A 25,260-nucleotide genomic window follows, 5' to 3' on the forward strand; every position below is an offset into this window, starting at 1 on the left:
ACTTGGTTAGGATTTAAAGGGATACGACTTTTTCGATCTCGTAAATGGAATTGATTTTTCCGGCAAAGATGCAATAAAACTTGGGATTTTCATGGAGGACAGATATCTCCGTAGGCCGCCCATCGTCAATATAACTGGCTTTGAGTTTAGATTTAATGGTAAACATGGAGGTGAAGTACTGAAACTCGACCTTGTCAGTAAAGTAATGCCGGATTTGCCCCAGCATTTTGCGGTAATTGCTGGCCGGTTTGGCGGGGCAGAAGTTGCAGATGTCCGTAAAGTCCGGGCGGCAGTTGGTATTTACCTGCTGACAGTCGAAGGTGGGCAGGTTGCCGTAGGAGACTTTATGGTGGGTGTAGGCTACGCTTGACAGGGACAGCAGCCCGCTTTTGCCGTAAGGCATAATGGAGCCAAAGGGACCGTCCATAATCGTCAGCCCGATATCCCGGACCTGAGGGGAATTGACGAAAGCCATTTCTGAAATCTCATGCATCAGGTCGATATCGCGCACGCCAAAAAGGCGGTTGATGGCGTTGCTACCGGCGTAGGTCGCGTTGATCACCTGACGGGCTTTAACAGTTTCAAGCTTACCGCTTTCGAGAGCTTTTAACCCGACCTGCCATTGGTCGCCATCGGCTGCTGCATTGACCACTTCCGTGAAAAGCCGGGGCGTCACCTCCGGGCTTGCCTCGTAGAGCCGCTGCCGGTAGTATTCTGCTATGAGAATGGGGTCGAAGGTGTACTCCACGGTCTTGTACAAAGCCTCGAGCCGGTGGTAGTTGAAGTACGGATGGCGCTCCACCGGCTCGCAGGGAATGCCGATGAAGGCGCAGAACCGTTCGAACTGCGCGGCATCCGTAAAGGAGCCGAAGCGGTCGATGGCGTAGTACTTCTCGAACTCAAAGTTGATAAAATCCTGATGGTCAGCGGTAAAGCGCGCTTTGTTGTCGTCGGACATCCGGGCCGTTGCCACGCTGCGCGGATAGTGGTACCCGCTGTGCAGCCGCGCCTGATTGACGATGGAAGCCTTTTTTAGCAATACCTTTTCCTTCTCCACGAGCAGTACCCGCTGACCTTGCCCCCGGAGAAACAAAGCCGCATATATACCAAAAATACCGCCGCCGACGATCAGGAAATCGTACTGCTCCATATTTAAAATTGTGCCGCTACCTGTTTGAGCCCTTCGTAAAAATCACTGTAATCATAACGCTGCAGGGCCTCATGGAAGTTGAGCGTATGCTCCAATTGCTCCGGCCGGGAAGGGCCAATCAGTATGCCGCCTACATCCGGGCTGTGAAAGGCATAAGCCATGCCACAGTGGTTCATATTGGAGACCGCAGGGCGACCGGGCTGCTCATTGGCCGCCGCGAGTACCTCTTGCAAGGGCCCGACGATGGGGTGCGGCTTGTCCGTATCTCCGCCCCGTGCCTTCAGGGAACTGCCCTGATGATAAGCCGCCGCATCAAGCTTGATCCCTCCGGCATTCACCCCGTAGGTAATGAACCGGGGCTGCCCGTGGAAGGGCTTGTAGCGCTCGTAATCCGATTGCAGCAGGTTGTGTTTCATTTGTATGCGGAAGTCGAAACCATAGGCTTCGTTCACCTTAGCATGCACCTCCGGATGACGGATACCGGACAGCCCCAATCGGTAGCCCAGGTCCTTTGCGCGCTGAAAAGCCTCAAACGTAGCCTCGATTTCTTCGGTTGCCTCCCGGTTATCCCAGTGGAGCATGAAGGTGTCGAGGTTATCCCCAAAGGCATAGCGGTACTCATCGAGCATGATGAGCAGGAAACTTTTGGACAAATTGCACTCCGGCGTACGCATATTATTGACACTCCCCACTTTCATCATCACACAGAGATCATTGATGCCGTGAGCATTGATCCATTGCAGGAGGATTTGCTCTGCCCGGCGGAAGTCCTCCGGGTTTTTATTGATGGGATAGTTGGTGGCCCCATCCACCTCCCGGTAGCCCCGGTCGTAAAACTGGTCAAGGAGTTTGAAGGCGGTGGCGCGTTCTGTGGTCCACCCCCACATTGCAGTGCCTAGTATTAATGTCGGCGCGGTGCTCATGGCCGTCGTTTTTTGAGTTCGATCATGGAGTTAATGTAGCGCTTGGCCAGAGGCAGGATTTCCACCCGGCTGCTGCTGACGTCATCTGTCCACTTGACGGGCAGTTCGTAAATCCGCTTGTTGAGCCACTCGGCTGTGGTGAGCAGCTCCGTGGAAAAGAACCAGCCATCGTTTTGCGCCCCGGCTTCGTGCAGCTCCGGGTACACCTCCCGCTTCAGCCATTTGAATCCGCACATCCCATCTGAAAAGCCTACACCGAGGTACGTTTTAAGCAACAGGTTGAACACCCGGCTGGCCACTTCACGCTTGAAGGGCCGGTTAACGACTTTGGATTTGGGGTGCAGGCGGGAAGCGTAGACTACATCGTAATCCTCTTCAGCGATCGCCCGGTAGGCTTCCAGGAAGTGCGGCAGGTCGGTGGCCAGATCGAGGTCCATGTACCCCACGATGTCTGCTTTAGACTGCCCCCAGGAAGTCTTCAGTGCCAGCCCAACGCCGCGGCGGGGCACTTTAACGAAAGTAACTTCCGGAATACGGTTGCTGAGTTCCTGCGCGATTTCCAGGGTGCGGTCGGTAGAGCCATTGTCGGCAATCACGATCTGCCACTGCCCTTCGGAGGGGAAATGGGTTTTCAGAAAGGCATGCAACTGCTCTACCTGCCGGGCCAAAGTCGGCTCTTCGTTCAGCACCGGAATGGTGACGTCAAAGGTCTTCATGCGTACGGGATTGGTCATTAGCGGCGAAGATAAACAACTGCGGTTGTACAACTACCTGAATTTTGCGTTATTTGTAGTCCTCAACTCAATGATGATCATGAACAACAATTCTCACGTACAGCCCAAACCATTCTGGAAGCGCCCCGAGGGCGTCACTGGCGCTGTCTTTTTGGGAGCGCTCCTCGTTGGTGGCGGCTACCTGCTGTATACGGCATTGCCAACTCTGATTGCTCTGGCGCAAAATACGCTCTACCTGGCAGGTATGCTGGCTGTACTGGCCGCTGTCGTTTACATGGTGCTAGACCCGCGCATGCGCAACCTTATCTGGTACATGTACCGCAGCGTGATGCGCTGGATTACCGGCATTTTCGTAGAGCTCGACCCCATCGGCATTCTCAAAAACTATGTGGACGACCTCAAAAAGAAGGTCAAGCAGATGGAAAAGCAGATCAATATCCTGCGCGGGCAAATGCACAAATTGCGGGAGTTGATCCACAACAACAAAAAAGAGATTGAGGCCAACCTCCAACTGGCCAGCAAAGCCAAAGCCAGCAACAAGCAAACGGTGATGATCCTGAAGTCGCGCAAAGCTGGCCGCCTGAAGGACTCCAATGTCCGGCTGGAAGACCTCTACCAGAAGATGGAGGTACTTTACCGCGTGCTCACCAAGATGCACGAGAATTCGCTTATCCTTGCCGAGGACGTGAAGGACCAGGTTATGATCAAGGAGCAGGAGCGCAAAGCCATCCACGCCAGCCATGGGGCGATGAACTCCGCTATGAGCATCATGCAGGGCGACCCGGACAAGCGCGCGATGTTTGATGCCGCTATGGAAGCCATCACCGACGATGTTGCCAACAAAGTGGGAGAAATGGACCGCTTTATGGAGATGTCCTCCAACTTCATGAACTCGATCGACCTCCAAAATGGCATTTTCGAGGAAGAAGGGCTCAAAATGCTGGAAAAGTGGGAAAAAGAGAGCACTTCACTCATTTTGGGCGAAGACGAAAAACAAAACCTGCTTTCTCAGGCCGCCAACGACAGCGATGTGCTGGACCTGGACCAGCCCATCAAGGAGCCGGTGCGGCAGGAAGGGCGGCGCAATCAATATGATACTTTTTTTGATTAGCCTGTATTCAACCAAAAATTTATGGGTCAATTCCTTGCAGTGGGGATAGCTACAAAGGTACAGTTGCACCCTATTTCTTCCAGCTATCGAAAGCAATAAGGGTATACATCACAGGGTGAGTACTGAAGTACTAAAGTAATTCCCGAAAACGATTCCGGGTTTAGCGTAAACCATAGATAAATACCGTGCCTTTAGGTAAGAAACATCGGTAGATAATCCAGGTTTGAAGGCAGGTCCGTGCTGTAGGTACGGAATGTGTCAGCGCACCTTTCCCATCAATATTGCATTCCATCCCTAAATTCCTTACCTTGAGATTAGATAATTCAAGTAATATGGCTGAGTCAGTATTAGCGGGGAAAATATCCTGCCCGGCCTCCAAATCCCGCTCCAACCCTTCATTACTTAGCCCCTTGCAAGGCTTCTGCTTCTTTCAAAGCGGAGGCTAAATTTTGCGCCCCAGCCTTCGACAACCCCCGCTCCAACGCCCATGCTGTCCCCGATATTTTCAGCAAAAATGCCTGTGGCGCAGCTCCATACAACTGCTTCGACAGTGCCAGCACGGTTGCCGGTGACAACTGATGCGTTGTAAACCCGAAATCCGCATCGGCTTGCAGAGGGGTGAACGCAAAACCCATGGGCAATTCCTCCCGACAGGCATCTACGAATAGGACGGTGCGGCAACCGGTGATAAGCAGCGCATCCTCTACCTGCAACTGATAACGGTAAACCACCTCTCCCTGAAAGTCATTACTTGCCTCCATCGCCTGCCCAAACGCCCACCCCAGCCCATCGTCCTGCCGGGCATCATTACCGATGGCAATCAACAAAAGTTCATTTGCCGGTTTGGATTCGAGTGGGTTCATGTGCAATTCGGGATTTAAGCGGGTCATACGTCCAGCGGATTATTGTACAGGCTACTGTTTTTTGTACGTTGCCCCATCAGCTGGCCATCATGGCTGAACAGCTCAATCCGTAACGGCATATCCCCGATGGCATGGGTGGCACAGCTCAGACAGGGGTCGTAGGCCCGGATGGCAATCTCCACCTGATTGAGCATGGGCTCCGTGATCTCCTGTTGCCGACTGAGTTCCCGTCTCGCCACTTCCTTTACCGCCCTATTCATAGGCTCGTTGTTATGGGTGGTGGAGACAATAAGGTTACACCAGGTGACCTGCCCTTTTTCATCTGCCCGATAATGATGCATCAACGTGCCCCGTGGGGCTTCCACGACGCCCACGCCTTCTTCCTGCCGCTGTCCTTCCCGAACCAGGTCATCGCTCAGAAATTCAGGATCATTCAGGAGCTGTCGGGCAACTTCGGCACAGTGTAACATTTCGATGAGGCGTGCCCAGTGATAATACAGCGTCCGGTTGACCGGGCTGTGGCCCGAAAACCCGAAGAAGTGCTGCCGTTCCTGCTCTGCCAGAGGCGTGCCAATATGGCTACAGACATTCAGCCGGGCGAGTGGGCCTACGCGGTTCCAGCCATCGGCTCTGCCCAGATGTTTCAGGTACGGGAACTTGAGGTAGGTCCAGGGCTCTACCGCCTCTCCGAAATACTTGCGGTAGTCCTGTGCTGGCACGTCGTTCAGGGTGCGCTGCCCGCTTGCGTCAATAGCCCGCAGTTGCCCATCGTACAACTCCAGTTCGCCCTGAGCACCAACCAGTCCAAGATGTCCGGAGGGGTAATCCGCAAAGCTGTCCAGCCAGGCCCGGTTGGTTTCGTGGTATTGCCGGAGCATCTGCAGGGTTTCCTGTGTCCACTCAATCATGGTATCTACCGAAGGAATAGCTTCCCCATCCAGGAAAAACCGACGTTCTTCGGGGGTGAAGGTCTTGTAATTACCACCCGGTACTGCCGCTACGCCATGTATGCGCTTTCCGGCAATGGCTTTGATAATTTCCTGCCCGAATTTACGCATCAGAATGCCCCGCTTCGCCAGGTCTTTGTTGGCCATAACTACCCCGACGATATTGCGCTCGGCTGCCGGTGTATCTCCCTTAAGGAGCAAGTCGGGCGAAGCCAGGTAGAAAAAGTGCAGGGCGTGCGATTGAAAGACCTGACCGTAGTGCAAAAGCCGCCTCAGCTTGGTGGCTGTGGGCGACAAGTCCCCTGGCATCAGTCCATGCAGTTGATCAATGGCTTTGGCAGCGGCCAGGTGGTGGCTTACCGGGCAGATACCACATAGTCGTTGCACAAGCACCGGCACCTCCCAGTACGGATGCCCCTGAATGAACCGCTCAAAGCCCCGGAACTCGACGATATGAAAGCGGGCTTCGCTGACTTCTCCCTGTTCGTCCAGATGAATGGTCACCCTGCCGTGCCCTTCTACCCGGGTGACAGGGTCAATGGTAATCTTGGTGGTCTTTTGGTTGGGCATGGTTAGTCATATTTAAATTCCTCATGCGTCAGGGCATAGGGTTGCCCAAACAGCGCATGTTTCAATACTTTCCAAATGTGCCGGGCATCGGGCGGGCAGCCGGGGATGAAGTAGTCCATCCGTACGATTTCCTGACAGCCATAGACCCGGTCGAGGAGTTCCGGCAGATCCTCATGTTTGGGGATGACGACCTTGTTATGCTCCAGCTCGGTGGTGCGCCCGTAGGCCTCCAGCAGGCATTCCTCTATGGGGATGAAGTTGCGCATGGCAGGCAGTCCGCCCCAAATGGCGCATTCCCCTACACCAATGAGCATATCACAGTGCTCCCGGAAAGCTCGCAGCACCTCCACATTTTCGCTGTTACAGCAGCCCCCTTCGATGATACCTACGTCGCAGCGCTGGCTAAATTCCTTAATATCGGTTAGCGGGGATTTATTGAAATCAACGAGCTCAATAACATCCAGCAATTCTTCGTCAATATCCAGAAGGGACATGTGGCAGCCGAAGCAACCGGCCAGTGAAGTGGTCGCCACTACTTTTTTGGGTGCTCCGGGCTTGGGCGTTGGCACCTCTATCGCTCCTTCTTCCTTTTCCCAGCCTTGCTCTGTTTGATCGTATTTCCGCTCTCCAACGGGCCGGGCCAGGCTTTTACCACGAACCAGAATTGCACCTACGGGGCAAAGGTGCATAGCCTGCAGAGCCTGAGCCTCGGTCAACTCGGTTTCAGCTTTGTAATCGATGGCTACTTCTGTGTCTTTGCCGCGGTTCACAAAAGAAAATACGGCTTTCCCAGCATCGGTACGTACTTCCTCCACACAGCGCCGGCACCGGATGCAACGATTGTGATCAATGACCATCCGCTCCGGCCGGTAATCAATCAGCCGGTTGACGAACAGATGGGGGAATCGGGTAGCGGTCACCCCGAGCCGGTAGCCCAGCCCCTGCAAATCGCAATCGCCGCTTTTTTCGCAGGCCGGGCAAAAATGATTGCCTTCTGCAAATAACATTTCCACCATACCCTTGCGTACATCCTCCAGTTCCTTTGTTTGAGTCACCACCTTCATCCCGGGCCTCACCGTAGCCGTGCAGGAAGCAGTAGGTTTGCCATTGACCAGCACCGTACACACCCGGCAAGTGCCCAACGGTGGCTGAATGTGCTCATAATAACAGAGTGATGGGATAAACACGCCTGCTCCGCGTATGGCATCCACCAGGTTTTGCCCTTCCTCAGCCTGAACCTCAATACCGTCAATTTGGATGGAAACAGCCTTTGCCATAATCAGTTGGTTTTAGTGGTTCCTAAGGTTTTATTCACCGTTTCCCGGTAGTCGCTGACCGCCGCCTCCAGGTCAAAGGGTTGGGCGCCCGCCGCAGCTTCAGGAGTGAAATACCGGGAAAAGTACCCCGGGAAATGCTCCATTGCCGTAAGCAAGGCATGGGTGGCAGCCCGGCCCAGCCCGCAACGGCTGGTTTGCCGCATGATGTTGCTCCAGTTCTGTATTTCAACGTAGTCGTCCGCCCGGCCCAGCCCCTTGGCGAGTTTGTCCAGCTTGCGGGTAAAAATGAAATTCCCAGCCCGGCAGGGGGTACAAACGCCGCAGGATTCTTCAGCAAAGAAGCTCGAAAAGTTTCGGAGGATTTGAAGCAGATCGCGTTGGGTGTTGAATATCGTCACGGCGCCCCCGCACCGCAGGTCGTCCCAGTCGAAGCACGGGTCACCGTAGTTAGGGTCGATGCACTGCCCGGAAGGCCCGCTGATTTGCACGGCCAGCGTAGATTTGGCACCAGCCCAATCCAGGACCTCTGCAAGGCGGGTCCCCCACTCTATTTCGTAAACCCCAGGGCGCTCACAATCGCCGGCAATGCTGAGCAGGCGGGTGCCTTTCATCTGAGGCGTGCCCAGGGCAGCGAATCGTTCAGCGCCTATTTCAAGGACACGGGCAGCGGCAGCAAAGGTTTCCACATTATTGACCACGGTGGGCTTTTGGCGGTAACCTCTTTCCACCGGGAAGTAGGTCCGTACCCTGGGTTCGCCCCGCAAGCCTTCCAGCGAATTCATCATGGCGGTCTCTTCGCCACAGACGTAGGCCCCGGCACCCAACTGAATGTGGATATCAAACCGGAAAGGGGATTTAGCAGGGATCTGCGCCCCCAGCCATCCCCGGTCGTAGTACGCTGCTACCGCCGCTTCCAGTTCAGGCAGAAGCCAGCGGTATTCCGCACGCAGGTAAATCCAGCCTTCTGCCGCACCGGTAGCATAAGCGGCATGTATCATCCCTTCAATGACCAGCCCCGGCAAGTACTGTAGCAGCATACGGTCTTTGAAGGTACCGGGCTCCCCTTCGTCGGCATTGCAGAGTATGTATTTCTCGTTGCCCGGTTGTTCCCGGCAAAGGCGCCACTTTTTACCTACCGGGAAGAAGGCACCGCCCATGCCCCTCAGCCCGGAAGCTTCGAGGGTGGAAAGGACCTCCTCCGGGTCAAGCTGCAGCAATGCCTTTAGGGTTTCTCCGGGAACAAAAGGGCGGAGGAGCACTGCCTGGTCTGGCGGCAACTGATACCGCAGATGCTGAGGAATTGGATTGGCGAGTTGTTCAACTGGCACGCCGCGCCGCAATTGCCAGACCAGTGCCTTTACCTTTTGGGGTGTCAGATGGGTAAAAGGCTGAAAGTTGATCAGGCAGGCAGGCTCCAGGTCACTAAGCCCGATGCAGGAAGTCTCGTAAAGCCCGAAAGTACCCGTAGGGTCGGTTTGCCCAATCCGGGCGCCGGTCGCTTCCTCAAAAGCAGAAATAATGGCAGGCATGCCACTATGCATCGCGGTAACGCTGTTGTTGACATAAATGGTATACTGCCCGGCAGGCTGCCGGTGAAAGAAATGATAAAAGGATACGACCCCTTCAATTTCCACTTCAGAAAGCTGATACCGCGCTGCCAGAGTCTTAATGCCCTGATCGCTAATGTGCCGCTTTTCCAGCTGAATGGCCCACAGGTCGTTCAGCAACGTGCGGCGGTCCGGAAGGTCAGTTGCTGGTTTCATAGGCTAGGGTTGGGTCACTGATTAAGTTACCCCTTCCTCAAATACCATGCACTGATTTTGGTCAATACCAGCCGGTTTTTTTCGTCCATCAAAAGCCCTTTATCAGAATGTCTATTCCCGTAAAATTACCCGATAGCCCTGCCCCCGCAAACTATCCACCACCTGTGGCGCCGGCGCATACCCATAAGCCGTCCCCCCCAGAAAGAACATCGTCTCAATCGGGTGAGGTACATTAAAGTAAATCACGGAATCCGCAGGGGACGGTTGCCGCAGGGCTTCCACTTCAATCCGTTTTGCCCACGCTGCTTCGTCTCTATCCAGAGGCTTGAGGCGTTCCAGGCAGTAACGGAGTGGAAGGAGGAGTAAACCTAGTATAAAAACCTGCACCAACCGCCGCCAGCGCCCCAACCGGTATTGGTAAATCTTGAAATGCTGCCAGGCCAGGGCGGTGATCAGGAAAATAGCAGGTGCCGAAATGAGAATGTAAGCGGGCATTTTGGTGGCAGCGAAGGAGAAGAACCCCAGTGGGATCGCTATCCAGACCAGTAGTGCCCACCGGCTGGCATCCGTTCGCTTGCGGATACTAACCCATGCCCACCAAACCAGAGGCAGGTAGATGAATTCGCCAAACAGTATCCGTAGGTTATTGAGGTGGAAATACCAGGGTTGATCGTGCCCTTCGAGCCCTTCAAACAGGTGGAGGTAATTGTAGTATTGCTCCCAGCTGGCTTCAACCGGGAAAGCCTGATGAGTGTAGATCTGCCAGGGGGCCGCCACGACAAATGCAGCACTGGTCATCAGCAGGCCATGCCCAAGCCAGCTTTTCCAGGAATACTGCCGGTAGTGAATCGCCCAAAGTGCCCAGACGGGCAGTATAATAAGCCCGGGAAGCCACTTGGTGAGCACAGCCAGCCCGGTTAACAGGCCTGTAATCAAGGCGAAGCCTATCCGCCTCTGCTGTGCCGTACGCAGTGCCCAGTACGCCCCGAATAGAATCAGCGCAACAAATACAGCGTCGACATGGTCAGTTGCCCGCCGCCCACCAGCCAGCTCTACCAGCATACCGTGTATCGCCCAAAGGAAAGCAGCAACAAAACCAATACGGGCATGGTATAGGCGCTTACCCAGTCCGTACATCGCTCCTATCCCCAGGGTGGTGATCAGCACACTTGGCAGCCGAAGTGCCAGTAAATGGGTACCAAAAAGTTTCATGCTGCCACTCATCAGCCACAGCGCAAAGGGTTGCTTATGTAGCCAGATGTGATTGGCGGACCAGTCCTCGGGCGGATAGGGCAAAACGGGGTGGACATACAGCATGGGGCGAAGGGGATGGCTCATCATATTCTTAGCCACCAGTGCATGGAAGCGCTCATCCCAGGGGTTGAGAAACGGGTCATTGGCGCTGAAAAGGCGCAGCAAAAAGCCGCCCAGCACCAGTAGTAAGACAGCGGTTTCGTGCTTTGATTTTGTGTGTAAGCGCCAGGCGTAACCGAAGCAGACAACCGCCCCGAGCAACACGCCCCACCAAATTGGAGAATTGGTCATTCTTTATCTTGAAAGATCGCTGTGTCAAAAGATGGGCTCACCCAAGTCCTGCACATTGCGGTAGATCGCTGAAAGCGGAATGTCAAAGCCTAAACTTGCCAGGCTGATGGATTGATCCAGCCCGATCGCTGTCGTCACCTTCCAGTAGCCGGGCTCCTCCCGGAAAAGGACATCCACAACGGGTTTGTCCTGATCAATTAGAACGTACTCTTGGAAAGAAGGCAGGGAGCAGTACTTGTGGAATTTATCGCCCCGGTCGTAGCCTTCGGTTGATTTTGATAATACTTCCACGATCAAAACCGGATTAACAACGGCATTCGGATCTTCCTCCGCTGCTTGAATTTTACCACAAATCACCATGGCATCGGGGTAAACAAAGGAATGAGCATGGTCTATCCAAAGTCGGGCATCACTATTTAAGGCTGTACAATTGGAATCTTTAAGGCTGTTGTTTAGGGCTGTAATAATATTACCCCCCATTATAGAGTGATTGATTGAGCCCCCACTCATCGCTTGAATCCGCCCTGCTTCGTATTCATGCCGCTCCTCTGCCTGCGCTTCCAGGGCCAGGTAATCCTCAATAGAATAGTATTCGGTTTGCTGCTCTGCCATAAAATTGCTCCATTTATGCCTTTCAAAGATAGTTATATTCCGCCAGCCTTTCAACTCAGTGGCGGCATTCCGGTTTGCCCAGACCAATTGCCCCATACCGGAAAATATGCAACCCTTGTCTTGCGTTCCTAGCAACATGAAAGCAAGATTACTCACCTTCTTTATTTGTTGTACAGCGCTGAGCCTAGGCGCCCAATCTTATGATACCGCGTTTGGCATGCGCCTGGGGACCGACTGGGGGCTAACGGTCAAGCAGCGGATTTTTGATAAGACCACCCTTGAGGCTATCCTGCAAACGAGCCTGCAGCGGGAGGAAGCGCTTGTAACGCTCCTCGGTACGCAACACATGCCATTCATTACCAAACGATTGAACATATACGGGGGCGGCGGGCTGCATAAAGGCTGGGGCAGCGTGCCGACGAATACGGAAGGCAGCCCATACGAGGATCCTTTTGGGCTAACCCTCATTGGTGGGATCGAATTGTCACTCGGCAAGCTCAACCTGACTTATGATATCAAGCCGGCCATCAATCTCATTGGCGGCGAACGTACGGTTTACACCCAAACTGGCATTTCGCTTCGCTACGTCATTCTGAAGCGCAACTGGCTGAAGAAAAAACAACGGAAAAGACGCCGCCAAAAAGAAGGCATCAACTGGCGGTTCTGGGAAAACTAAACCGAATCTGTTACTGGGGTATGCTGTAGTCCTTGCTAAGGGCTTTTTGCAGGCGCACCTGCTGCCCGTCCAGGTTCAGGCTTACCTCCAGCCCGTCTCCCGTACGCTGAAAGGTCCCGTCTCCCATGGCAGAAGAAAAACGGAAGCCTTGATCGATAAGATCCAGAGTAGCGGAGTCCTGAGGTGCCATGCCAGTCATCAATACATTCAGCTGATTGAGCGGAGGCAAAACGCCATCGAGTACAAAATGCTCTCCAATCAGCGTATCTTCATGCATGCCTACGAACAGGATATGAGAGCCTGTTTCCTGGCTAAGGGTATAAGTCCCCACGAGTTCTTCCCGCGTAGGCGGCAGCTGCAACTCAAACTTCCCGTTTTGGTATACGCCCAGCTGAGTGTAATGGAAGCCTTCATCTTCCTGCATTTCATCCTGCCAGCCCTGATAGTAGACGACGGCATCGCCTTCCCGGATAGCATAGAGGTAATCTCCTGCCCCGGCGTACCAGCCACCCGCGGCAGCTAGCGCGGAGTCTGGAATGCCATAATCTGAAAAAGCAGTAGGCGGGATGCTATCGCAGGCGGCAATATTGGCAATCTTGACTTTTTGCTCCTCAACAAGTGTGTAAACGGCACTTTTGGGAATGTCCGTTTCACTACCAGACTTGGTTTCGCATAGTAATCGGACGCTAAAGTCCTGAGCAGCTTCGTTTTCCGGTGCACACCCAAAGGCCAGCAAGCCAAGAGCAAATAGGAAGGATAGAATAATCGGTCGGCGCATGGATTTTCCGTTTTGATAAAGGTAGTAGTTTTTTCTAAAAAAGTTTTTCACTAATTCCGGAACTATTTTATCTTTGCATCGCTTTGATAAAAAGGAAGTCAAAAAGCGACTTCTGGCAAAGTAAAATGGTGGTTGTAGCTCAGTTGGTTAGAGCGCTGGATTGTGGTTCCAGAGGTCGCCGGTTCAAATCCGGTCTTCCACCCCAATAAAGCCTGCCGGTTATTCCGGTGGGCTTTTTTTATGCAACCGCTCCCTGGTTGGTGATGTTTGGAATACAAAAAACCGATATGAGCGCATCCGCAGCAATGCCCTATTTCATTAAGCCTTCTGTCAACCTCGACCGGTCGGCAAAAACGGAAGCCTACGAGCAGGCCCTGATGGCCATTCAGGCTAACCTGGAAGGGGAAACGGATGCCACCCTAAAAATGGCTACCATTAACTGTCTGCTTAAGACTTATCTGCCATATTACTACTGGGTAGGCTTTTACGTTAAAAGCGGTGAGCGCAGGTTGTCGGTTGGGCCGTACCAGGGCACCCTGGGCTGCCTGCACATCAGCTATGACAAAGGGGTCTGTGGAAGAGCGGCCCGGGAGGAAAAAACCCAAATTGTGCCTGATACCCACGCCCTGCAGCAGGGCACTGACCATATTGCCTGCGACCCTAATTCCCGCTCTGAAATCGTAGTGCCAGTTTTTGGGAAAGATGGTGCGCTAATCGCTGTTTTTGATGTAGACAGCACGCTAAACAACTCTTTTGATGAAGTGGATCAAAAATACCTGGAGCGCCTGATGAAGGAAGTATTTTAGTACTTGGTCTTCTTTTTGTATTTCTTGACCTCCCTGACCATTTTGCCAAACTTTTTATCCCTAACTTTTCGCTCCAGTACCGTGGAGGTGAAATGCGCCTGTTCGTTTTCCATTTTGTAAAAGTGCTCCAGCACTTCTTCCTCCAGTTCACCCGAATCCAAAGCGGCTAAGACAGCACAGCCAATTTCTGAGGTATGCGTACAATCTGAAAACTTGCAGGTTTCGGCCAGGGCATAAATCTTTTCGAAGGTATTTTCCAGCCCCCCTTTGCCATCGGTTATGCCCACTTCGCGCATCCCCGGATTATCGATCAGCACAGCGCCGTTGACCAATGGTACCAGCTCCCGGTGGGTGGTAACGTGTTTGCCCCGGTCGATCCCTTCGCTGATGGCTCCGGTTTTCATCCGCTCCATCCCGCTCAGGCTATTGATCAGGGAGGACTTCCCAACGCCGGAAGAACCCAACAGGCAGTAGGTTTTTCCTTTAACAACCAGATTTTTCAGCGCGCCAATTCCAGCTTGTGTTTCATTGCTGACCGCAAAAACTGGGACATCAGCAATACGGGACCTTATTTTTCCGAGCAGACTTTCCTGCTCCGCTTCCGATATCAAATCCACCTTGGTGACCACAATCAGGGGCTGTATTTTCGCAGCATGGCAAAGCGTCAGGTATCGCTCCAACCGGTTGATGCTAAAATCCCGGTTCACTGATTGCACGATGATTCCATAATCAATATTGGTAGCGATGATTTGCTTTTCGCCAAACTTGCCTACCGCCTGCCGCTCCAAAACGGTATGCCGGGGAAATACCGCATGAATCAGAGCTTTGCCTTCGTCGTATTCAGAAATAGCGACCCAATCACCCACTCCGGGCAGATCGTTTTTTGAAGCTGCTGCGTACCGCAAGTTGCCCAGTAATTCGGCGTCAAATTCGCCTTCTTCACTGCTTACCATGTAACGTTCACGGTGCTCTACCGTCACCCTGCCCACCAGATGCTGACCAAGACCATGCTCCTGCCGGTAGCCCTCAAGGGCTTCATTGTATCCAAGATCTTCCAGATTCATTGATCGTCCTGCGTTGTTGACAAAGCGTTAACATCCACCTATTCAAATAAGTGCCCCTGTGGCTGTAATTTATTTCAAGCCTAGCCTACTTTCCTGGGTGGATGGGCTTGCAGGAAATGCACCACTTCTTCCGGCTCGTCCGTCAGGCAAAGCAAATCGTAATATTCCCGGCCCCAGGCCAACTGCCTTAACAGAGGGTAAATCAGCGTTTCAATTTCATACCGCTGCCGGCCTAAAAAGACCATGGGGCTGTAGTAGTTGAAGGTGCCGTAGTGGTTCTGCGTGGCATCCATGAAAATCTCCTGAGTAGTACCTGCACTGCCGGGCGCACAAATAATACCGTACAGACTGATGGCCAGCAGGGTGTCTTCCCGAATGCTGTTCGAAAAATACTTGGCAATATGGCTGGCGAACAAATTGCTGGGCTCATGCCCATAAAACCAGGTGGGAATGGCAAGGTTTTCTGCGCCGTCCGGATAGTCCTGAAGTACAGCCTGAGCCGCTTCGTGATAGCCGGGATCGGTGTAGTGAGGCGCAGACTTCAGGGTGCGCAGGGCTTGTTTTAGGGCCTCCGCTCCATAAGGCGACAAGTATGCGCCAAGATTGGCGGCTTCCATGATGCCCGGCCCGCCCCCGGAAACGACAAAGTAGCCGGCTTTCGCCAAAAGCAGGGCGGTGAGGGCGGTTTTCTCGAAATATGGATCCGTGCGCAGTGTGCTATGCCCGCCCATGATGCCCACACAGCGGCGGCTGGTCATGCCTTCCGCATCAAACTGCAGCAACTGCCGCAGCCCTTCGTCAATGGAATGATCGTGAATGCGCTGCCAGAGGGCTTCGTTGATAGGTGGATTGAGCTTGGAAGCCGAAAAGTGCTCGTAAATATGCAAGTCCGCCTGCTTGCCTTCTACCGGGGCGATGAGCTCCTGCCAGGTGTAAAGTGCCTTTCTGAATGGATTGTAGGGTAAAGGTTGTGCAGGTGGCGGGTAGATATGGGCACCGATACGCCGGAGTTGCAGCTCCGTTTCCAAATCCATTGGGCAACCCAGGAAAGCCGTATTGCCGATGCGGCACTGGTCCCAGTCCCGGCTTTGCTCCCGCAAATCGACGCCCTGCACCGTGCAATTCGTTAAATCCGTCCGGCCTTGCAGTGCTGCCCATTCGGTGATCAGGATTTCCTGGGGGTGGTCAAATTTCGTCATAGCGTTGTTGAAGTTGTTGGTGGATAGCATGGATTTGCTGGATTATTGACTGCTGCCCATCGTTCTGAATCCGGTAATCGGCGCGCCGGGCTTTCTCTTCCTCCGGCATTTGTTTGCGCATGCGGGCGCGAACGGCCTCCTCCTCTACCCCATCCCGCTGCATCACCCGCCTGAGGCGCACCTCCTCCGGGGCACTCACCACAATCACCGCATCGAGCGCTTTGAAACTCCCACTTTCGTAAAGCAGGGCGGCCTCTTTTAGCGTGTACGGCACACCGGACTGTTCCTTGTGCCAGCGTTCAGCATCTGCCCCAACTGCCGGGTGGACTGCGGCGTTGAGCTGTTCCAGTAAACCACCGTCACTGAAGGCTTTTTGAGCAATATGGGCTCGGTTGAGTGCTCCGGATGAATCGTAAGCTTCCGGTCCGAATAAGTCAATGATCCTCGCCTTGAGTTGCTCATCGTTGGCCATCAGCCATTTGGCGCGGTCATCGGCGTAGTATACCGGAATGCCCAGGGCTTCGAAGATACGGGCAGCAGTGGTTTTCCCACTTCCGATACCTCCGGTAATCCCTATTTTCAGGGGTGGTTTTGGCAATTTGCTTTCCATAGGCGATAAAAATAAGTGCCTGAAGTTTAAAATACCGCACAATCGGCCTATTTTTAGAATCATGGCGAGAAAAACAACCCTCCTCTTACCGTTTCTACTGCTTGGTGGCGTGCTCCTGGCGCAAGACCTGCACTTTTCGCAGTTCCACAATGCGCCTCAGCAAATCAACCCGGCTTTGGCAGGAGCTTACCGGCCCGACCACCGCTTTGGTGCCAATTACCGGTCGCAGTGGCAGTCCGTGCCGGTGGCTTATGAAACCATTGCAGCCGGCTACAGCCGAAAAGTGCGGTTGCCAAAGCTCCGGAATCATCTGTTTGGGGCGGGGGCGCACTTTTTGTATGATCAGGCTGGGGACGGGCAGCTGAGTTGGGTTCAGGTGGGGCTTTCGCTGGCATACCACTTGCAACTTTCGGAGGAACAAACGCTTTCCGCAGGCATTCAGGGCCGCTTTGGGCAACGGACCCTGCAACCCGGTGCCTTTCAGTTTGGTGATCAGTTTACCGACAACTTCTTCGATCCCACGACGCCTTCTGCTGAGGTGCTGCCCCGCACCGCCGCTGGCTACAGCAGCCTGGGGGCAGGCGTGAACTACCGCTATGCTGATACCCGCAGCCGTACCGAAATTAATGCCGGCCTGGGCAGCGCTCACCTTAATCAGCCTTCTTTGTCCTTTTTGGAAAATGAGGCGGTCCCCCTGCCCATTTTGGTCAACCTTCATGTTACAGGTGTCGTAGAATTGAATGAAACCTGGGACCTTGCAGCCTACCTGCTCGGACAGCGGCAGGGCAGCTACCGGGAAATCGTAGGCCTGGCCGGCGGGCGCTACCACCTGAATGAGTTAACGGGCCTGCCCTTAGCCGTACAATTAAGTGGCGGTTACCGGCTCAGTGATGCCGCTATCGTCCTGCTGGAAGTTTTTTATCGCGACTGGCGGCTCGGACTAAGCTACGATATCAACACCTCCCCTTTCCGGCAGGCTACTAATGGCCGGGGCGGGACGGAGTTGTCCCTGCAATATTTCATCACCGAAGTCAAACCACCCAAAGCCTTCAAAGCCTGCCCGGTCTTTTAGCCCAATCCAATGCCTATGCCTTACCGATTGTTTTTGATTGCCCTGCTTTCCCTTGCCCCTCTGCTGCTTCCCGGACAAACCTTTAAAGCTTTTGTGAAAGCTGGTGATGAGGCCCTGGCCCGGCAGGATTATCAGGCAGCGCTGCAGCATTTCAGTGGTGCCCTTTCCCTGCGCCCGGAGACCCCAGCCGTTAGTCTGAAATACGCACAAGTAGCACTGCGCTTTCATGCCTATCAGCAGGCGGCTGAGCAATTTAAGGAAATACTGGACAGCCCACAGGGCGACCGCTTTCCGCAAGCACTGCTCGGTCTTGGCGAAGTCTATCAGCATACCGCGGACTACGATCCGGCAGTTGGGTACCTGACCGCCTTTCTGAAACGGCCGGGCCTTGCTCCGGAAGACCGCGCAAAAGCCGAACGAATACTACAGCAGTGCCGGTGGGCGCTCCGGCAAACGGCTGATACCCTGACCAAGGTTGCTCATCTGGGCAGAAGCGTGAATACCGATTACTCCGAATTTGCGCCCCTGCTGCACAACGATACCCTTTACTATTCCTCTTTCCGCTACGAACGGGAAGAAGACGACTATGACCCACCGCGCCGCATCACCAAAGTGCTCTATCGCAAGGGGCAAAGCCGGGGCCGCCCACTACGCCGTGGCTTCAATGACGATCAGTTGCATACCGCCCATACAGCCTTTAGCCCTGATGGGAACCGGGTGTACTTTACTGTATGCGATTATGTTAATGCTTCGGAAATCCGGTGTCAGCTGGGCTACCGGGAGCGGGACAGCCGGGGGCGCTGGGAGCGGAAGGTAAACTTTTTGCCAAACACGGTCAATCAAAAGGGGAAGACCGCCACGCAACCGAGCCTGGGGCACGACTCCACAGCGCAAACCGAAGTGCTCTTTTTTGTACAGGAAAGTGATGCCGGAGACCTTGAGCTGTTCCGTGCCGATATTGATACCGATGGTCAGGTGGGAGAACCTTTGCCTTTGTCAGCGCTCAACACTGCTCAAGACGACATTACCCCCTTTTTCCATACGCCTACGCAGACGCTCTACTTCAGCTCAGCCGGGCGGGATAATTTTGGAGGATATGATGTTTTCCGGTCAAGGCGTACGCCCGAAGGTTGGTCGCCCCCTGTGAATCTTGGGCTGCCGGTCAATTCCAGCTACAACGATCTTTACTACAGCCTGAGTGAGGACACGACCCTTGCTTTTCTGGCCAGCAACCGGACCGGTGCCTACTACCTGGATGATGACTTTGAGGCCTGCTGCAATGACCTGTACGCCGTACAATACCTTTTGCCCACATCAGATACCCCGGCACTGACAGAAGTCCCGGACATGCCTGAGCCGGTGCGGCCCGGCATCCCTGAGCCAAAACCCGTCCCCAATACGCTACAGGATTTTCTGCCCCTGGCCCTCTATTTCGACAACGATGAGCCCGACAAACGTACCCGGCGCACCACCACGCAGCGCACTTACGGGGAAACTTATGAAGCCTATGCAGCCCGAAAACCAGAATACCTGGACCGCTTTGCCGATCCGCTGGAGGCTGAGTTGAGGGAAGAAGCGACTTACGCCGTGGAAGCTTTTTTTGAGGAAGAAGCAGAGAAAGGGTTTCTGTTTTTGGGGCGATTTTCGGAAATCCTTTTGCAACGCCTTGAAAGTGGGGACACCGTCGAGATTTTCATGAAAGGTTTCACGAGCCCCAGAGCCAAAAAGGACTACAACCTGGCCCTCAGTAAGCGGCGCATCAGCAGTGTGCGCAATCACTTCCGGGCCTATGAAGCTGGGGTTTTCCTACCTTACCTCGAAAACGGGCAGCTGATCTTATCGGAGCGCCCCTTTGGCGAAGCAGCCGCTTCCAATACGGTGAGCGATGCATTGGACGATTTGCGCAACAGCATCTACCATCCTGATGCAGCACGGGAACGGCGGGTGGAAATCGTGGAGATTAAAGATTGAAAAAGCTTATTGTGTGGCTACAACGAGGTCGAAGTGGATGTCAATTTCTTCCTCCACTTTGATCAGTCCACCCATAGCGGTAGGTGGGGTAATACCAAAATCTCGCATACAAAGGGTCTTTCTGGATTGAATCCGGAACTTCGCTTTGCCCAGTGCCTTTACCCGTACCGGCAGGGAGATTTGCCGGGAGCGGCCAGCCAGCCTTACAGAAGCTTCAGCGGTCAAATCAGACCACCCTTCCGTTGCATTTAAAGCCAGTGGCAGGTGTAACTCCTTGGGCTGAATTACAATTTCCGGATAGGCATCTGCCTTCAGTGCCTCATAGAGGTCTTTATTCATAATGCGGTTGCCACAATCCAATGCGCGGACGGGAATTCGCAGGCGGGTACCTTTAAAAATGTAGTGCCCGTCGCAGTGCTGCTCCAATTCATAGGTAATGGGCTCGAAGTCTTCTTCGCAAACGCAGGAGAAGGGCTTGATATTGGACGTTCCGATGAGCGTCAGTTCAGACTCTTCAAGAATGTAAGCCCGCTCCCGATCGGCATATCCGGAAAGCAGGATAGTCAGCACCAACAGCAGGAAAGTAAAGCGGACAGGGTAACGCATGGCTTTGGGTTTGGGTGAAAAAAGGACTCCCGGCAGGCATGGAGCGCCGGCCGGGAGCCTGATTTTTGCTAGTCTTTCGACTCTACGTTTTTCTTTTCCTTAGAAGCCAACTACTGCTTCAATCATCAGGCCGCTGAAATTGCCATCAGAGAGCAATGAGCCTGGCGCAAAGTCAAGGTATTCCTGGTTCACATACTCTGCTTTCAGCAGGATGTTGTCGATGACGAACCAGCCACCGCCGATTTGATAGCGGTTAATGGTTACGGAAGCGTCACTGGATACATCCGCATTAACGGTATTGTAACGGCCACCGATGTAGAAGTCCTCATTCTTGCCGAAGCGGTACAGTACATCCGCAGCAACCTGCGTCATATTACGCTTTTCAGGTTCGAACCAGTTGCGTCCGCTAGACATTTCGTAGGTTCCGAAGAATTCAAATCCGCCGGCTTTGACAAATGCGTTGCCCATAAAGGCCGTCACTTCGTCCATAAAACCAGGGCTGTAGCGGCCGGAGGAGAAGATGCCGCGGTCGCCAGCGCCTACACCCGGAGGAGACATCACGAGGTAGTAGCGGGAGCCGCCACGGTCACCACTGTAAAGGTGGTTAACCGCTGAGCTTGCAGTGTGGTAGGCAGAACCGGTTACCCGGAGGCGTACGTTATCTGCTACTTGGCTATCGTAGCCAATCTTACCAATGATAGAAGGTGCACGATTGGAGTTTTCGTCTACTTCACTGGTGTTTGGTGCAGTAATGTTACCATTGATCTCACCACCGGTGATTCCCAGCATGGCAATCCAACCCTCTTTCTGGTAGTAAACTTCACCACCGATCTCAGTATTGAAGGCATCAACGATGTAGTTGCCTACGAATGGGTTGTACATGGCATTACCGTTGTCCGTACGGCGGAAGTGTGCATCACCGTAGTTGATTTCCATGTGACCGGCACGGATGGTGATGTTTTCCATCAGCTTGTCCGCAAAATCACTGTTGAGGAAGGACAGGTCATCGACTTGAATGAAACCACCTTTCACCCATGCTTCGGGGTGGTGGCGGGAAGACAGATAGGTCACCAGGTTCAGGCGAACGCCTTTGGCCAGTTCCACGTCGATGTTTAGGTTGGCTGTTGCGAGGTTGAAACCAGGCTCAAGGTTGTAAAGTTCATTGTCAAACTGACCGTCGCCGTCCACATCCATGAGGGTGTTGCTGTGGTCGAGTGCCTGGAATTGTTGGGCAAAGTTACCACCCAAGCGGACTTTCACGCCTTCGAAATCAAGGCTATCCTTTTTGAGGTATTCGAATTCATTCACACCTTCCTGATCGTAAGGGCGAAGGTTGTCAATCCTGGCTTGCTGAGCCATCAGTGAGGTCACCGCGAGCAGTGCGATGAAGCTAAATAATGCTTTGAATAATTTCATGACGAGTAGGTTTTTAACGTGGTTGTTTTATGTGAATCGCTAACACACGCACCGTTCAGGCAGGGCCGGGCATAACGGTCCCGGTCAGAAGTCCTGTTAGTAAGGGCGCTGTTTTTCGAGAAAATCCAGATGAATCTTTAAGTCTTACCGGTCCAGGCTGGCGTTGCCGTTGGAAGGCACCATATTGACACTATAGTCAATGGTAACTTTTTCACCGGTTTTAATGGAGCCCATGAGTGCAGTGGGAGGTTCCACTCCGTAGTCGGGCATATTGATGTCGTAGCTGCCGGAGAAAACCAGCCCGCCGTTGGCTACCGGCTTCCCGTTGGCTTTGAGGGTGACGGTTTTGGTTTGTCCGGCTACCGTGAGCTTACCGTTTGCAGTGATCAGGTACTTACCGTTAACCCATTTCACATCGGCCGTGCTTACTTTAAAAGTGATGTTGGGATATTTGTCTTTTTTGAGGGCATCCCAGGTTTTGCCGTCCATAATCCGGCCTTTGGTACTCACAATACCTTCTACAGGAACGGTCACCGACAAGTTTCTAATGTTGCCTACCTTCCCATCTGTCCAGTCGATGTAAGCTTCAGCATTTATCTTGGTGATATCCGATGTCCAATCGTGAAGGGTAGATGTACCAGACACGGTCATCTCAAAATGCGCCACCTCATAGGCCTGCCCGGAAAGTGAAGCCGCAATCAGCAGTGCGAGTAAGTTCAATAGCAGGTTTTTCATATCTCTCTGTTTTTATTGATAGTTCAAAGATATCCTACCTAAGGGGTGGGGATTGGTGACATTCGTCAAAACCCTGTGTGACCTTTATCACTCAGACGTTAAAGGCTTAACAATGCTAAATATGCAAGATGGATTTTCAAGCCTTTTTACGATATTTAAGGAGCATTTTAGTGCGAACCATTTCCAAATCACCACAACAAACCTGACTTTATGAAACATTTTTTGTGGGTTTTCACCCTTTTGCTACTCTCTGAAAGCCTTTTGGCACAAGCCCCATCGGGCTACCAAATGCCTCCTAAGGCTATCGCCGATCTTGCCAACGCTCCCCTGCCGCCTGCCCTGCGCATCAACAGCAGCCGGGAGTGGATGATGCTCATGGAGCGCCCCGGCTACCCTTCCATTGAGGAACTGGCACAACCGGAACTGCGCCTGGCGGGCCTGCGCATGAATCCCCGGACCAACGGGAGCAGCCGGAGTTACAGCTACTCCAGCCTTACCCTGAAACATATGGATAGCGGAAGAACCTTCAGCGTTTCCGGATTGCCGGATGCTGCACAGATTGAAAATCTGAGCTGGTCACCCGATGGCAAGCGGTTTGCCTTCACCATTACCACTCAGAAAGGCATTGCGCTTTGGACAGGCACCGTAGCGGGGAAGTCAGCCAGCGCCCTTACCGATGACCGCGTAAACGATGCCATGGGCGGCACGCCTTACGACTGGATTGGCAGTGATCAAATCCTGGTCAAAATGGTGCCCAAAGACCGGGGCGACCGCCCGGAGGAAATCTTGGTGCCCGCCGGGCCAGTCATTCAGGAGTCTGCCGGGCAGAAAACCACCCTCCGGACGTATCAGGACCTCTTAGAGAATCCCTACGATGAGGATCTGTTTGAATACTACACCACTTCCGAGCTGGTGATGCATGATCTGGAGAAAGGCACCTCAAAGCCTTTTGCGAAAGCAGGAATGATAGCCGGTGCCAGCCCCTCGCCTAATGACCAGTATATTATGGTGGAGACCATCCACCGACCTTTTTCCTACCTGGTACCTTATTATCGTTTCCCAACCACCACGGAGGTATACGACCTGGACGGAAACCTGGTCAAGCTAATCGATGAGCAGCCTTTGATCGAGCAGTTGCCTAAAGGTTTCGGGGCTGTACCGGAAGGCAAGCGCCGCATCAGCTGGCGGGACGATCAGCCGGCAACGCTGTACTGGGTGGAAGCCCAGGATGGTGGCGACCCGCAGCGGGAAGTGGACGTCCGGGACAAACTGTTTTACTGGTCAGCACCTTTTAAAGATGGGGAAGTGAAGGCGGGGCTGGACTTTGAGCTTCGCTTTAGCGGCATCGTTTGGGGCAACGCTTCCACTGCTATTGCCTATGAATACTGGTGGGCGACCCGCAATATTAAAACGAGCCTGTTTACACCGGGAAAACCGGATAGCAAAAAGGTACTGTTTGATCGTTCCTATCAGGACCGCTACAGCGACCCCGGCAGCTTTGAAACGACCTATAATGAGTTTGGCGAACAAGTACTGCTGATGGCAGATGGCGGGCGCACCCTCTTCCTCACCGGGCAGGGCGCTTCACCGGAAGGGAACCGGCCTTTTGTCCGCACTTTTGACCTGAAAACACAGGAAACCAGGGAACTCTGGCGCTCGGAAGCCCCCTATTACGAATCCCCTGCTTTCATTTTGGATGCAAAAAAAGGAATGCTCGTGACCCGCCGGGAATCACCGGACGATCCGCCCAACTACTATATCCGCAACTGGAAGACCGGCGACCTTGATGCCATCACGGACTTTCCGCACCCCTACCCGGCCCTGGCAGGTATCGAAAAGGAAGTCGTACAGTACCAACGAAAGGATGGGCTCGACCTGCAGGGCGATCTGTATTTGCCAAAAGGCTACAATCCGGAAACAGATGGCCCGCTGCCTGTGATCATGTGGGCCTACCCTCGGGAATTCAAAAGCAAGGGAGATGCCGGTCAGGTACAAGGCTCGCCTTACGAGTTTGTGCGCCTGTACTGGGGGTCACCTCTCTACTGGCTCACGCAAGGCTATGCGGTATTCGATCAGGTGGCCATGCCTATTGTTGGAGAGGAAGATGAGGAACCCAACGACTACTTCCGGGAGCAGCTGGTGGGCAATGCCGAAGCTGCTATAGACGTGCTGGCAGAGCGGGGCATTGCCGACCGCAACCGCATCGCCGTGGGCGGACACTCCTACGGCGCCTTTATGACGGCTAATCTGCTGGCTCACTCAGACCTCTTCGCAGCGGGCATTGCACGCAGCGGGGCTTACAACCGGACCCTGACCCCCTTTGGCTTCCAAAGCGAGGAACGGACGTACTGGGATGCACCGGAGGTCTACTACACCATGTCGCCCTTCATGCATGCCGACAAAGTCAACGAGCCACTCCTGATGATTCATGGAGAGGCAGACAACAACAGTGGGACCTTCCCGCTGCAAAGCGAACGCATGTATCAGGCCATCAACGGCTTGGGCGGCAAAGCCCGGTTGGTCATGCTGCCCCACGAAAGCCATGGCTACCGCGCCAAAGAATCCATCATGCATATGCTGTACGAGCAGGATGCCTGGCTGGAGAAGTATGTGAAAAACCGGGAGGTGAAGCCTTAGAAGATTTGCTGCAAACGGACTCCTGGATCCGTGCTTTTCCGGAAGCCCCTGCTCAACTGCGATGCCGCAGGAGCGGGGGCTTCTTGTTTGCCATTTGGCTTTCTAACAAAATTGTAAGCGCTGCGCTCCAAAACCAAAATGCGCTACCCAACCTTATTACTTCCAAAAAACAACATGCGGCTTTTTCTATTTATG

At 53.5% G+C, this 25,260-nt stretch carries 22 protein-coding genes and 1 tRNA gene; 7 read left to right on the forward strand and 16 right to left on the reverse strand.

Annotated elements, in window-relative coordinates:
- Window positions 1–13: 13 nt before the first annotated feature.
- From MRY86_RS03030 to MRY86_RS03040, 3 genes are read right to left on the reverse strand one after another with little or no spacing between them, the layout of a single operon-like run.
- Window positions 14–1,150 carry an FAD-dependent oxidoreductase gene (locus tag MRY86_RS03030; RefSeq protein WP_293566640.1) on the reverse strand — a complete coding sequence of 379 codons (1,137 nt, stop codon included), beginning with the start codon at window positions 1,148–1,150 and terminating at the stop codon, window positions 14–16.
- 2 nt (window positions 1,151–1,152) lie between these two features.
- Window positions 1,153–2,073, reverse strand: coding sequence for an aldo/keto reductase (locus tag MRY86_RS03035; protein ID WP_293566641.1), 921 nt, complete (start codon window positions 2,071–2,073; stop codon window positions 1,153–1,155).
- Window positions 2,070–2,789: a glycosyltransferase gene (locus tag MRY86_RS03040; RefSeq protein ID WP_293566642.1), complete on the reverse strand. Its 720-nt coding sequence runs from the start codon at window positions 2,787–2,789 to the stop codon at window positions 2,070–2,072. The genes MRY86_RS03035 and MRY86_RS03040 overlap by 4 nt, the downstream gene beginning before the upstream one ends.
- Between MRY86_RS03040 and MRY86_RS03045 the strand changes: the two genes are divergently transcribed.
- Complete coding sequence (locus MRY86_RS03045; RefSeq protein ID WP_293566643.1) at window positions 2,788–3,918, forward strand: hypothetical protein; 1,131 nt, start codon at window positions 2,788–2,790, stop codon at window positions 3,916–3,918. The genes MRY86_RS03040 and MRY86_RS03045 overlap by 2 nt on opposite strands.
- A gap of 398 nt (window positions 3,919–4,316) precedes the next feature.
- Here the strand turns inward: MRY86_RS03045 and MRY86_RS03050 are convergent, their stop codons facing one another.
- The 6 genes from MRY86_RS03050 to MRY86_RS03075 all read right to left on the reverse strand — a co-directional run bounded on the left by MRY86_RS03050 (window position 4,317) and on the right by MRY86_RS03075 (window position 11,633).
- Entirely contained in the window at window positions 4,317–4,781 is a 465-nt protein-coding gene (locus MRY86_RS03050; RefSeq protein ID WP_293566644.1) for a hydrogenase maturation protease, read from the reverse strand.
- A 23-nt stretch (window positions 4,782–4,804) separates the two neighbouring features.
- A complete protein-coding gene (locus MRY86_RS03055; protein WP_293566645.1) occupies window positions 4,805–6,298 on the reverse strand; it encodes a Ni/Fe hydrogenase subunit alpha in 1,494 nt (497 codons plus the stop codon).
- A gap of 2 nt (window positions 6,299–6,300) precedes the next feature.
- Window positions 6,301–7,575, reverse strand: a complete 1,275-nt coding sequence (locus tag MRY86_RS03060) for a 2Fe-2S iron-sulfur cluster-binding protein (RefSeq protein WP_293566646.1) — start codon at window positions 7,573–7,575, stop codon at window positions 6,301–6,303.
- 2 nt (window positions 7,576–7,577) lie between these two features.
- Window positions 7,578–9,338, reverse strand: coding sequence for an NAD(P)H-dependent oxidoreductase subunit E (locus MRY86_RS03065; RefSeq protein ID WP_293566647.1), 1,761 nt, complete (start codon window positions 9,336–9,338; stop codon window positions 7,578–7,580).
- A 111-nt stretch (window positions 9,339–9,449) separates the two neighbouring features.
- Window positions 9,450–10,883, reverse strand: a complete 1,434-nt coding sequence (locus tag MRY86_RS03070; RefSeq protein ID WP_293566648.1) for a glycosyltransferase family 39 protein — start codon at window positions 10,881–10,883, stop codon at window positions 9,450–9,452.
- A gap of 24 nt (window positions 10,884–10,907) precedes the next feature.
- Window positions 10,908–11,633, reverse strand: a complete 726-nt coding sequence (locus MRY86_RS03075) for a Uma2 family endonuclease (protein ID WP_293566649.1) — start codon at window positions 11,631–11,633, stop codon at window positions 10,908–10,910.
- Here MRY86_RS03075 and MRY86_RS03080 point away from each other — a divergent pair.
- Entirely contained in the window at window positions 11,632–12,171 is a 540-nt protein-coding gene (locus tag MRY86_RS03080; RefSeq protein ID WP_293566650.1) for a hypothetical protein, read from the forward strand. The two genes, MRY86_RS03075 and MRY86_RS03080, sit on opposite strands and share 2 nt — an antisense overlap.
- Window positions 12,172–12,181: 10 nt before the next feature.
- On the opposite strand, the gene MRY86_RS03085 is transcribed toward MRY86_RS03080, so the two are convergent.
- Window positions 12,182–12,949 (reverse strand): hypothetical protein, encoded by a 768-nt coding sequence (locus MRY86_RS03085; protein ID WP_044227066.1) that lies wholly within the window; start codon window positions 12,947–12,949, stop codon window positions 12,182–12,184.
- Window positions 12,950–13,077: 128 nt separating this feature from the next.
- On the opposite strand from MRY86_RS03085, the gene MRY86_RS03090 reads away from it, so the two are divergent.
- Together MRY86_RS03090 and MRY86_RS03095 are read left to right on the forward strand one after the other, a co-directional pair.
- Window positions 13,078–13,154 (forward strand) — tRNA-His (locus MRY86_RS03090).
- A gap of 82 nt (window positions 13,155–13,236) precedes the next feature.
- Entirely contained in the window at window positions 13,237–13,755 is a 519-nt protein-coding gene (locus MRY86_RS03095) for a GAF domain-containing protein (RefSeq protein WP_293566651.1), read from the forward strand.
- Here the strand turns inward: MRY86_RS03095 and rsgA are convergent.
- The 3 genes from rsgA to coaE all read right to left on the reverse strand — a co-directional run bounded on the left by rsgA (window position 13,752) and on the right by coaE (window position 16,628).
- Window positions 13,752–14,819, reverse strand: coding sequence for a ribosome small subunit-dependent GTPase A (gene rsgA / locus MRY86_RS03100; protein ID WP_293566652.1), 1,068 nt, complete (start codon window positions 14,817–14,819; stop codon window positions 13,752–13,754). The two genes, MRY86_RS03095 and rsgA, sit on opposite strands and share 4 nt — an antisense overlap.
- Before the next feature lie 80 nt (window positions 14,820–14,899).
- Entirely contained in the window at window positions 14,900–16,048 is a 1,149-nt protein-coding gene (locus tag MRY86_RS03105) for a hypothetical protein (RefSeq protein WP_293566653.1), read from the reverse strand.
- Window positions 16,005–16,628, reverse strand: a complete 624-nt coding sequence (coaE, locus tag MRY86_RS03110) for a dephospho-CoA kinase (protein WP_293566654.1) — start codon at window positions 16,626–16,628, stop codon at window positions 16,005–16,007. The genes MRY86_RS03105 and coaE overlap by 44 nt, the downstream gene beginning before the upstream one ends.
- A 61-nt stretch (window positions 16,629–16,689) precedes the next feature.
- Between coaE and MRY86_RS03115 the strand changes: the two genes are divergently transcribed.
- Together MRY86_RS03115 and MRY86_RS03120 are read left to right on the forward strand one after the other, a co-directional pair.
- Window positions 16,690–17,700, forward strand: a complete 1,011-nt coding sequence (locus MRY86_RS03115) for a PorP/SprF family type IX secretion system membrane protein (protein WP_293566655.1) — start codon at window positions 16,690–16,692, stop codon at window positions 17,698–17,700.
- A 15-nt stretch (window positions 17,701–17,715) separates the two neighbouring features.
- Window positions 17,716–19,671: a tetratricopeptide repeat protein gene (locus MRY86_RS03120; RefSeq protein WP_293566656.1), complete on the forward strand. Its 1,956-nt coding sequence runs from the start codon at window positions 17,716–17,718 to the stop codon at window positions 19,669–19,671.
- Between the two features lie 6 nt (window positions 19,672–19,677).
- On the opposite strand, the gene MRY86_RS03125 is transcribed toward MRY86_RS03120, so the two are convergent.
- The 3 genes from MRY86_RS03125 to MRY86_RS03135 form a co-directional block, all read right to left on the reverse strand.
- The gene (locus MRY86_RS03125) at window positions 19,678–20,277 is read right to left on the reverse strand and encodes a YceI family protein (RefSeq protein WP_293566657.1); all 600 of its coding nucleotides are present in this window, start codon (window positions 20,275–20,277) and stop codon (window positions 19,678–19,680) included.
- A gap of 99 nt (window positions 20,278–20,376) precedes the next feature.
- Entirely contained in the window at window positions 20,377–21,693 is a 1,317-nt protein-coding gene (locus tag MRY86_RS03130; protein ID WP_293566658.1) for a hypothetical protein, read from the reverse strand.
- A 144-nt stretch (window positions 21,694–21,837) separates the two neighbouring features.
- Window positions 21,838–22,428 (reverse strand): YceI family protein, encoded by a 591-nt coding sequence (locus MRY86_RS03135; RefSeq protein WP_293566659.1) that lies wholly within the window; start codon window positions 22,426–22,428, stop codon window positions 21,838–21,840.
- A 210-nt stretch (window positions 22,429–22,638) separates the two neighbouring features.
- On the opposite strand from MRY86_RS03135, the gene MRY86_RS03140 reads away from it, so the two are divergent.
- On the forward strand, window positions 22,639–25,065 hold the full coding sequence (locus MRY86_RS03140) for a prolyl oligopeptidase family serine peptidase (protein WP_293571006.1): 2,427 nt from the start codon (window positions 22,639–22,641) through the stop codon (window positions 25,063–25,065).
- The last annotated feature ends 195 nt before the right edge of the window (window positions 25,066–25,260 follow it).

Origin of the sequence: Phaeodactylibacter sp. (assembly GCF_022763345.1) — a bacterium.
Classification (GTDB): Bacteria; Bacteroidota; Bacteroidia; order Chitinophagales; family Saprospiraceae; genus Phaeodactylibacter.

Excerpts from the sequence above, each read along its gene's own strand:
- MRY86_RS03030 (WP_293566640.1), bottom strand. The coding sequence starts at position 1,150 with ATGGAGCAGTACGATTTCCTGATCGTCGGCGGCGGTATTTTTGGTATA.
- MRY86_RS03035 (WP_293566641.1), bottom strand. The coding sequence starts at position 2,073 with ATGAGCACCGCGCCGACATTAATACTAGGCACTGCAATGTGGGGGTGG.
- MRY86_RS03045 (WP_293566643.1), top strand. The coding sequence starts at position 2,788 with ATGCGTACGGGATTGGTCATTAGCGGCGAAGATAAACAACTGCGGTTG.
- MRY86_RS03040 (WP_293566642.1), bottom strand. The coding sequence starts at position 2,789 with ATGAAGACCTTTGACGTCACCATTCCGGTGCTGAACGAAGAGCCGACT.
- MRY86_RS03050 (WP_293566644.1), bottom strand. The coding sequence starts at position 4,781 with ATGAACCCACTCGAATCCAAACCGGCAAATGAACTTTTGTTGATTGCC.
- MRY86_RS03055 (WP_293566645.1), bottom strand. The coding sequence starts at position 6,298 with ATGCCCAACCAAAAGACCACCAAGATTACCATTGACCCTGTCACCCGG.
- MRY86_RS03060 (WP_293566646.1), bottom strand. The coding sequence starts at position 7,575 with ATGGCAAAGGCTGTTTCCATCCAAATTGACGGTATTGAGGTTCAGGCT.
- MRY86_RS03065 (WP_293566647.1), bottom strand. The coding sequence starts at position 9,338 with ATGAAACCAGCAACTGACCTTCCGGACCGCCGCACGTTGCTGAACGAC.
- MRY86_RS03070 (WP_293566648.1), bottom strand. The coding sequence starts at position 10,883 with ATGACCAATTCTCCAATTTGGTGGGGCGTGTTGCTCGGGGCGGTTGTC.
- MRY86_RS03080 (WP_293566650.1), top strand. The coding sequence starts at position 11,632 with ATGAAAGCAAGATTACTCACCTTCTTTATTTGTTGTACAGCGCTGAGC.
- MRY86_RS03075 (WP_293566649.1), bottom strand. The coding sequence starts at position 11,633 with ATGTTGCTAGGAACGCAAGACAAGGGTTGCATATTTTCCGGTATGGGG.
- MRY86_RS03085 (WP_044227066.1), bottom strand. The coding sequence starts at position 12,949 with ATGCGCCGACCGATTATTCTATCCTTCCTATTTGCTCTTGGCTTGCTG.
- MRY86_RS03095 (WP_293566651.1), top strand. The coding sequence starts at position 13,237 with ATGAGCGCATCCGCAGCAATGCCCTATTTCATTAAGCCTTCTGTCAAC.
- rsgA (WP_293566652.1), bottom strand. The coding sequence starts at position 14,819 with ATGAATCTGGAAGATCTTGGATACAATGAAGCCCTTGAGGGCTACCGG.
- MRY86_RS03105 (WP_293566653.1), bottom strand. The coding sequence starts at position 16,048 with ATGCTATCCACCAACAACTTCAACAACGCTATGACGAAATTTGACCAC.
- coaE (WP_293566654.1), bottom strand. The coding sequence starts at position 16,628 with ATGGAAAGCAAATTGCCAAAACCACCCCTGAAAATAGGGATTACCGGA.
- MRY86_RS03115 (WP_293566655.1), top strand. The coding sequence starts at position 16,690 with ATGGCGAGAAAAACAACCCTCCTCTTACCGTTTCTACTGCTTGGTGGC.
- MRY86_RS03120 (WP_293566656.1), top strand. The coding sequence starts at position 17,716 with ATGCCTTACCGATTGTTTTTGATTGCCCTGCTTTCCCTTGCCCCTCTG.
- MRY86_RS03125 (WP_293566657.1), bottom strand. The coding sequence starts at position 20,277 with ATGCGTTACCCTGTCCGCTTTACTTTCCTGCTGTTGGTGCTGACTATC.
- MRY86_RS03130 (WP_293566658.1), bottom strand. The coding sequence starts at position 21,693 with ATGAAATTATTCAAAGCATTATTTAGCTTCATCGCACTGCTCGCGGTG.
- MRY86_RS03135 (WP_293566659.1), bottom strand. The coding sequence starts at position 22,428 with ATGAAAAACCTGCTATTGAACTTACTCGCACTGCTGATTGCGGCTTCA.
- MRY86_RS03140 (WP_293571006.1), top strand. The coding sequence starts at position 22,639 with ATGAAACATTTTTTGTGGGTTTTCACCCTTTTGCTACTCTCTGAAAGC.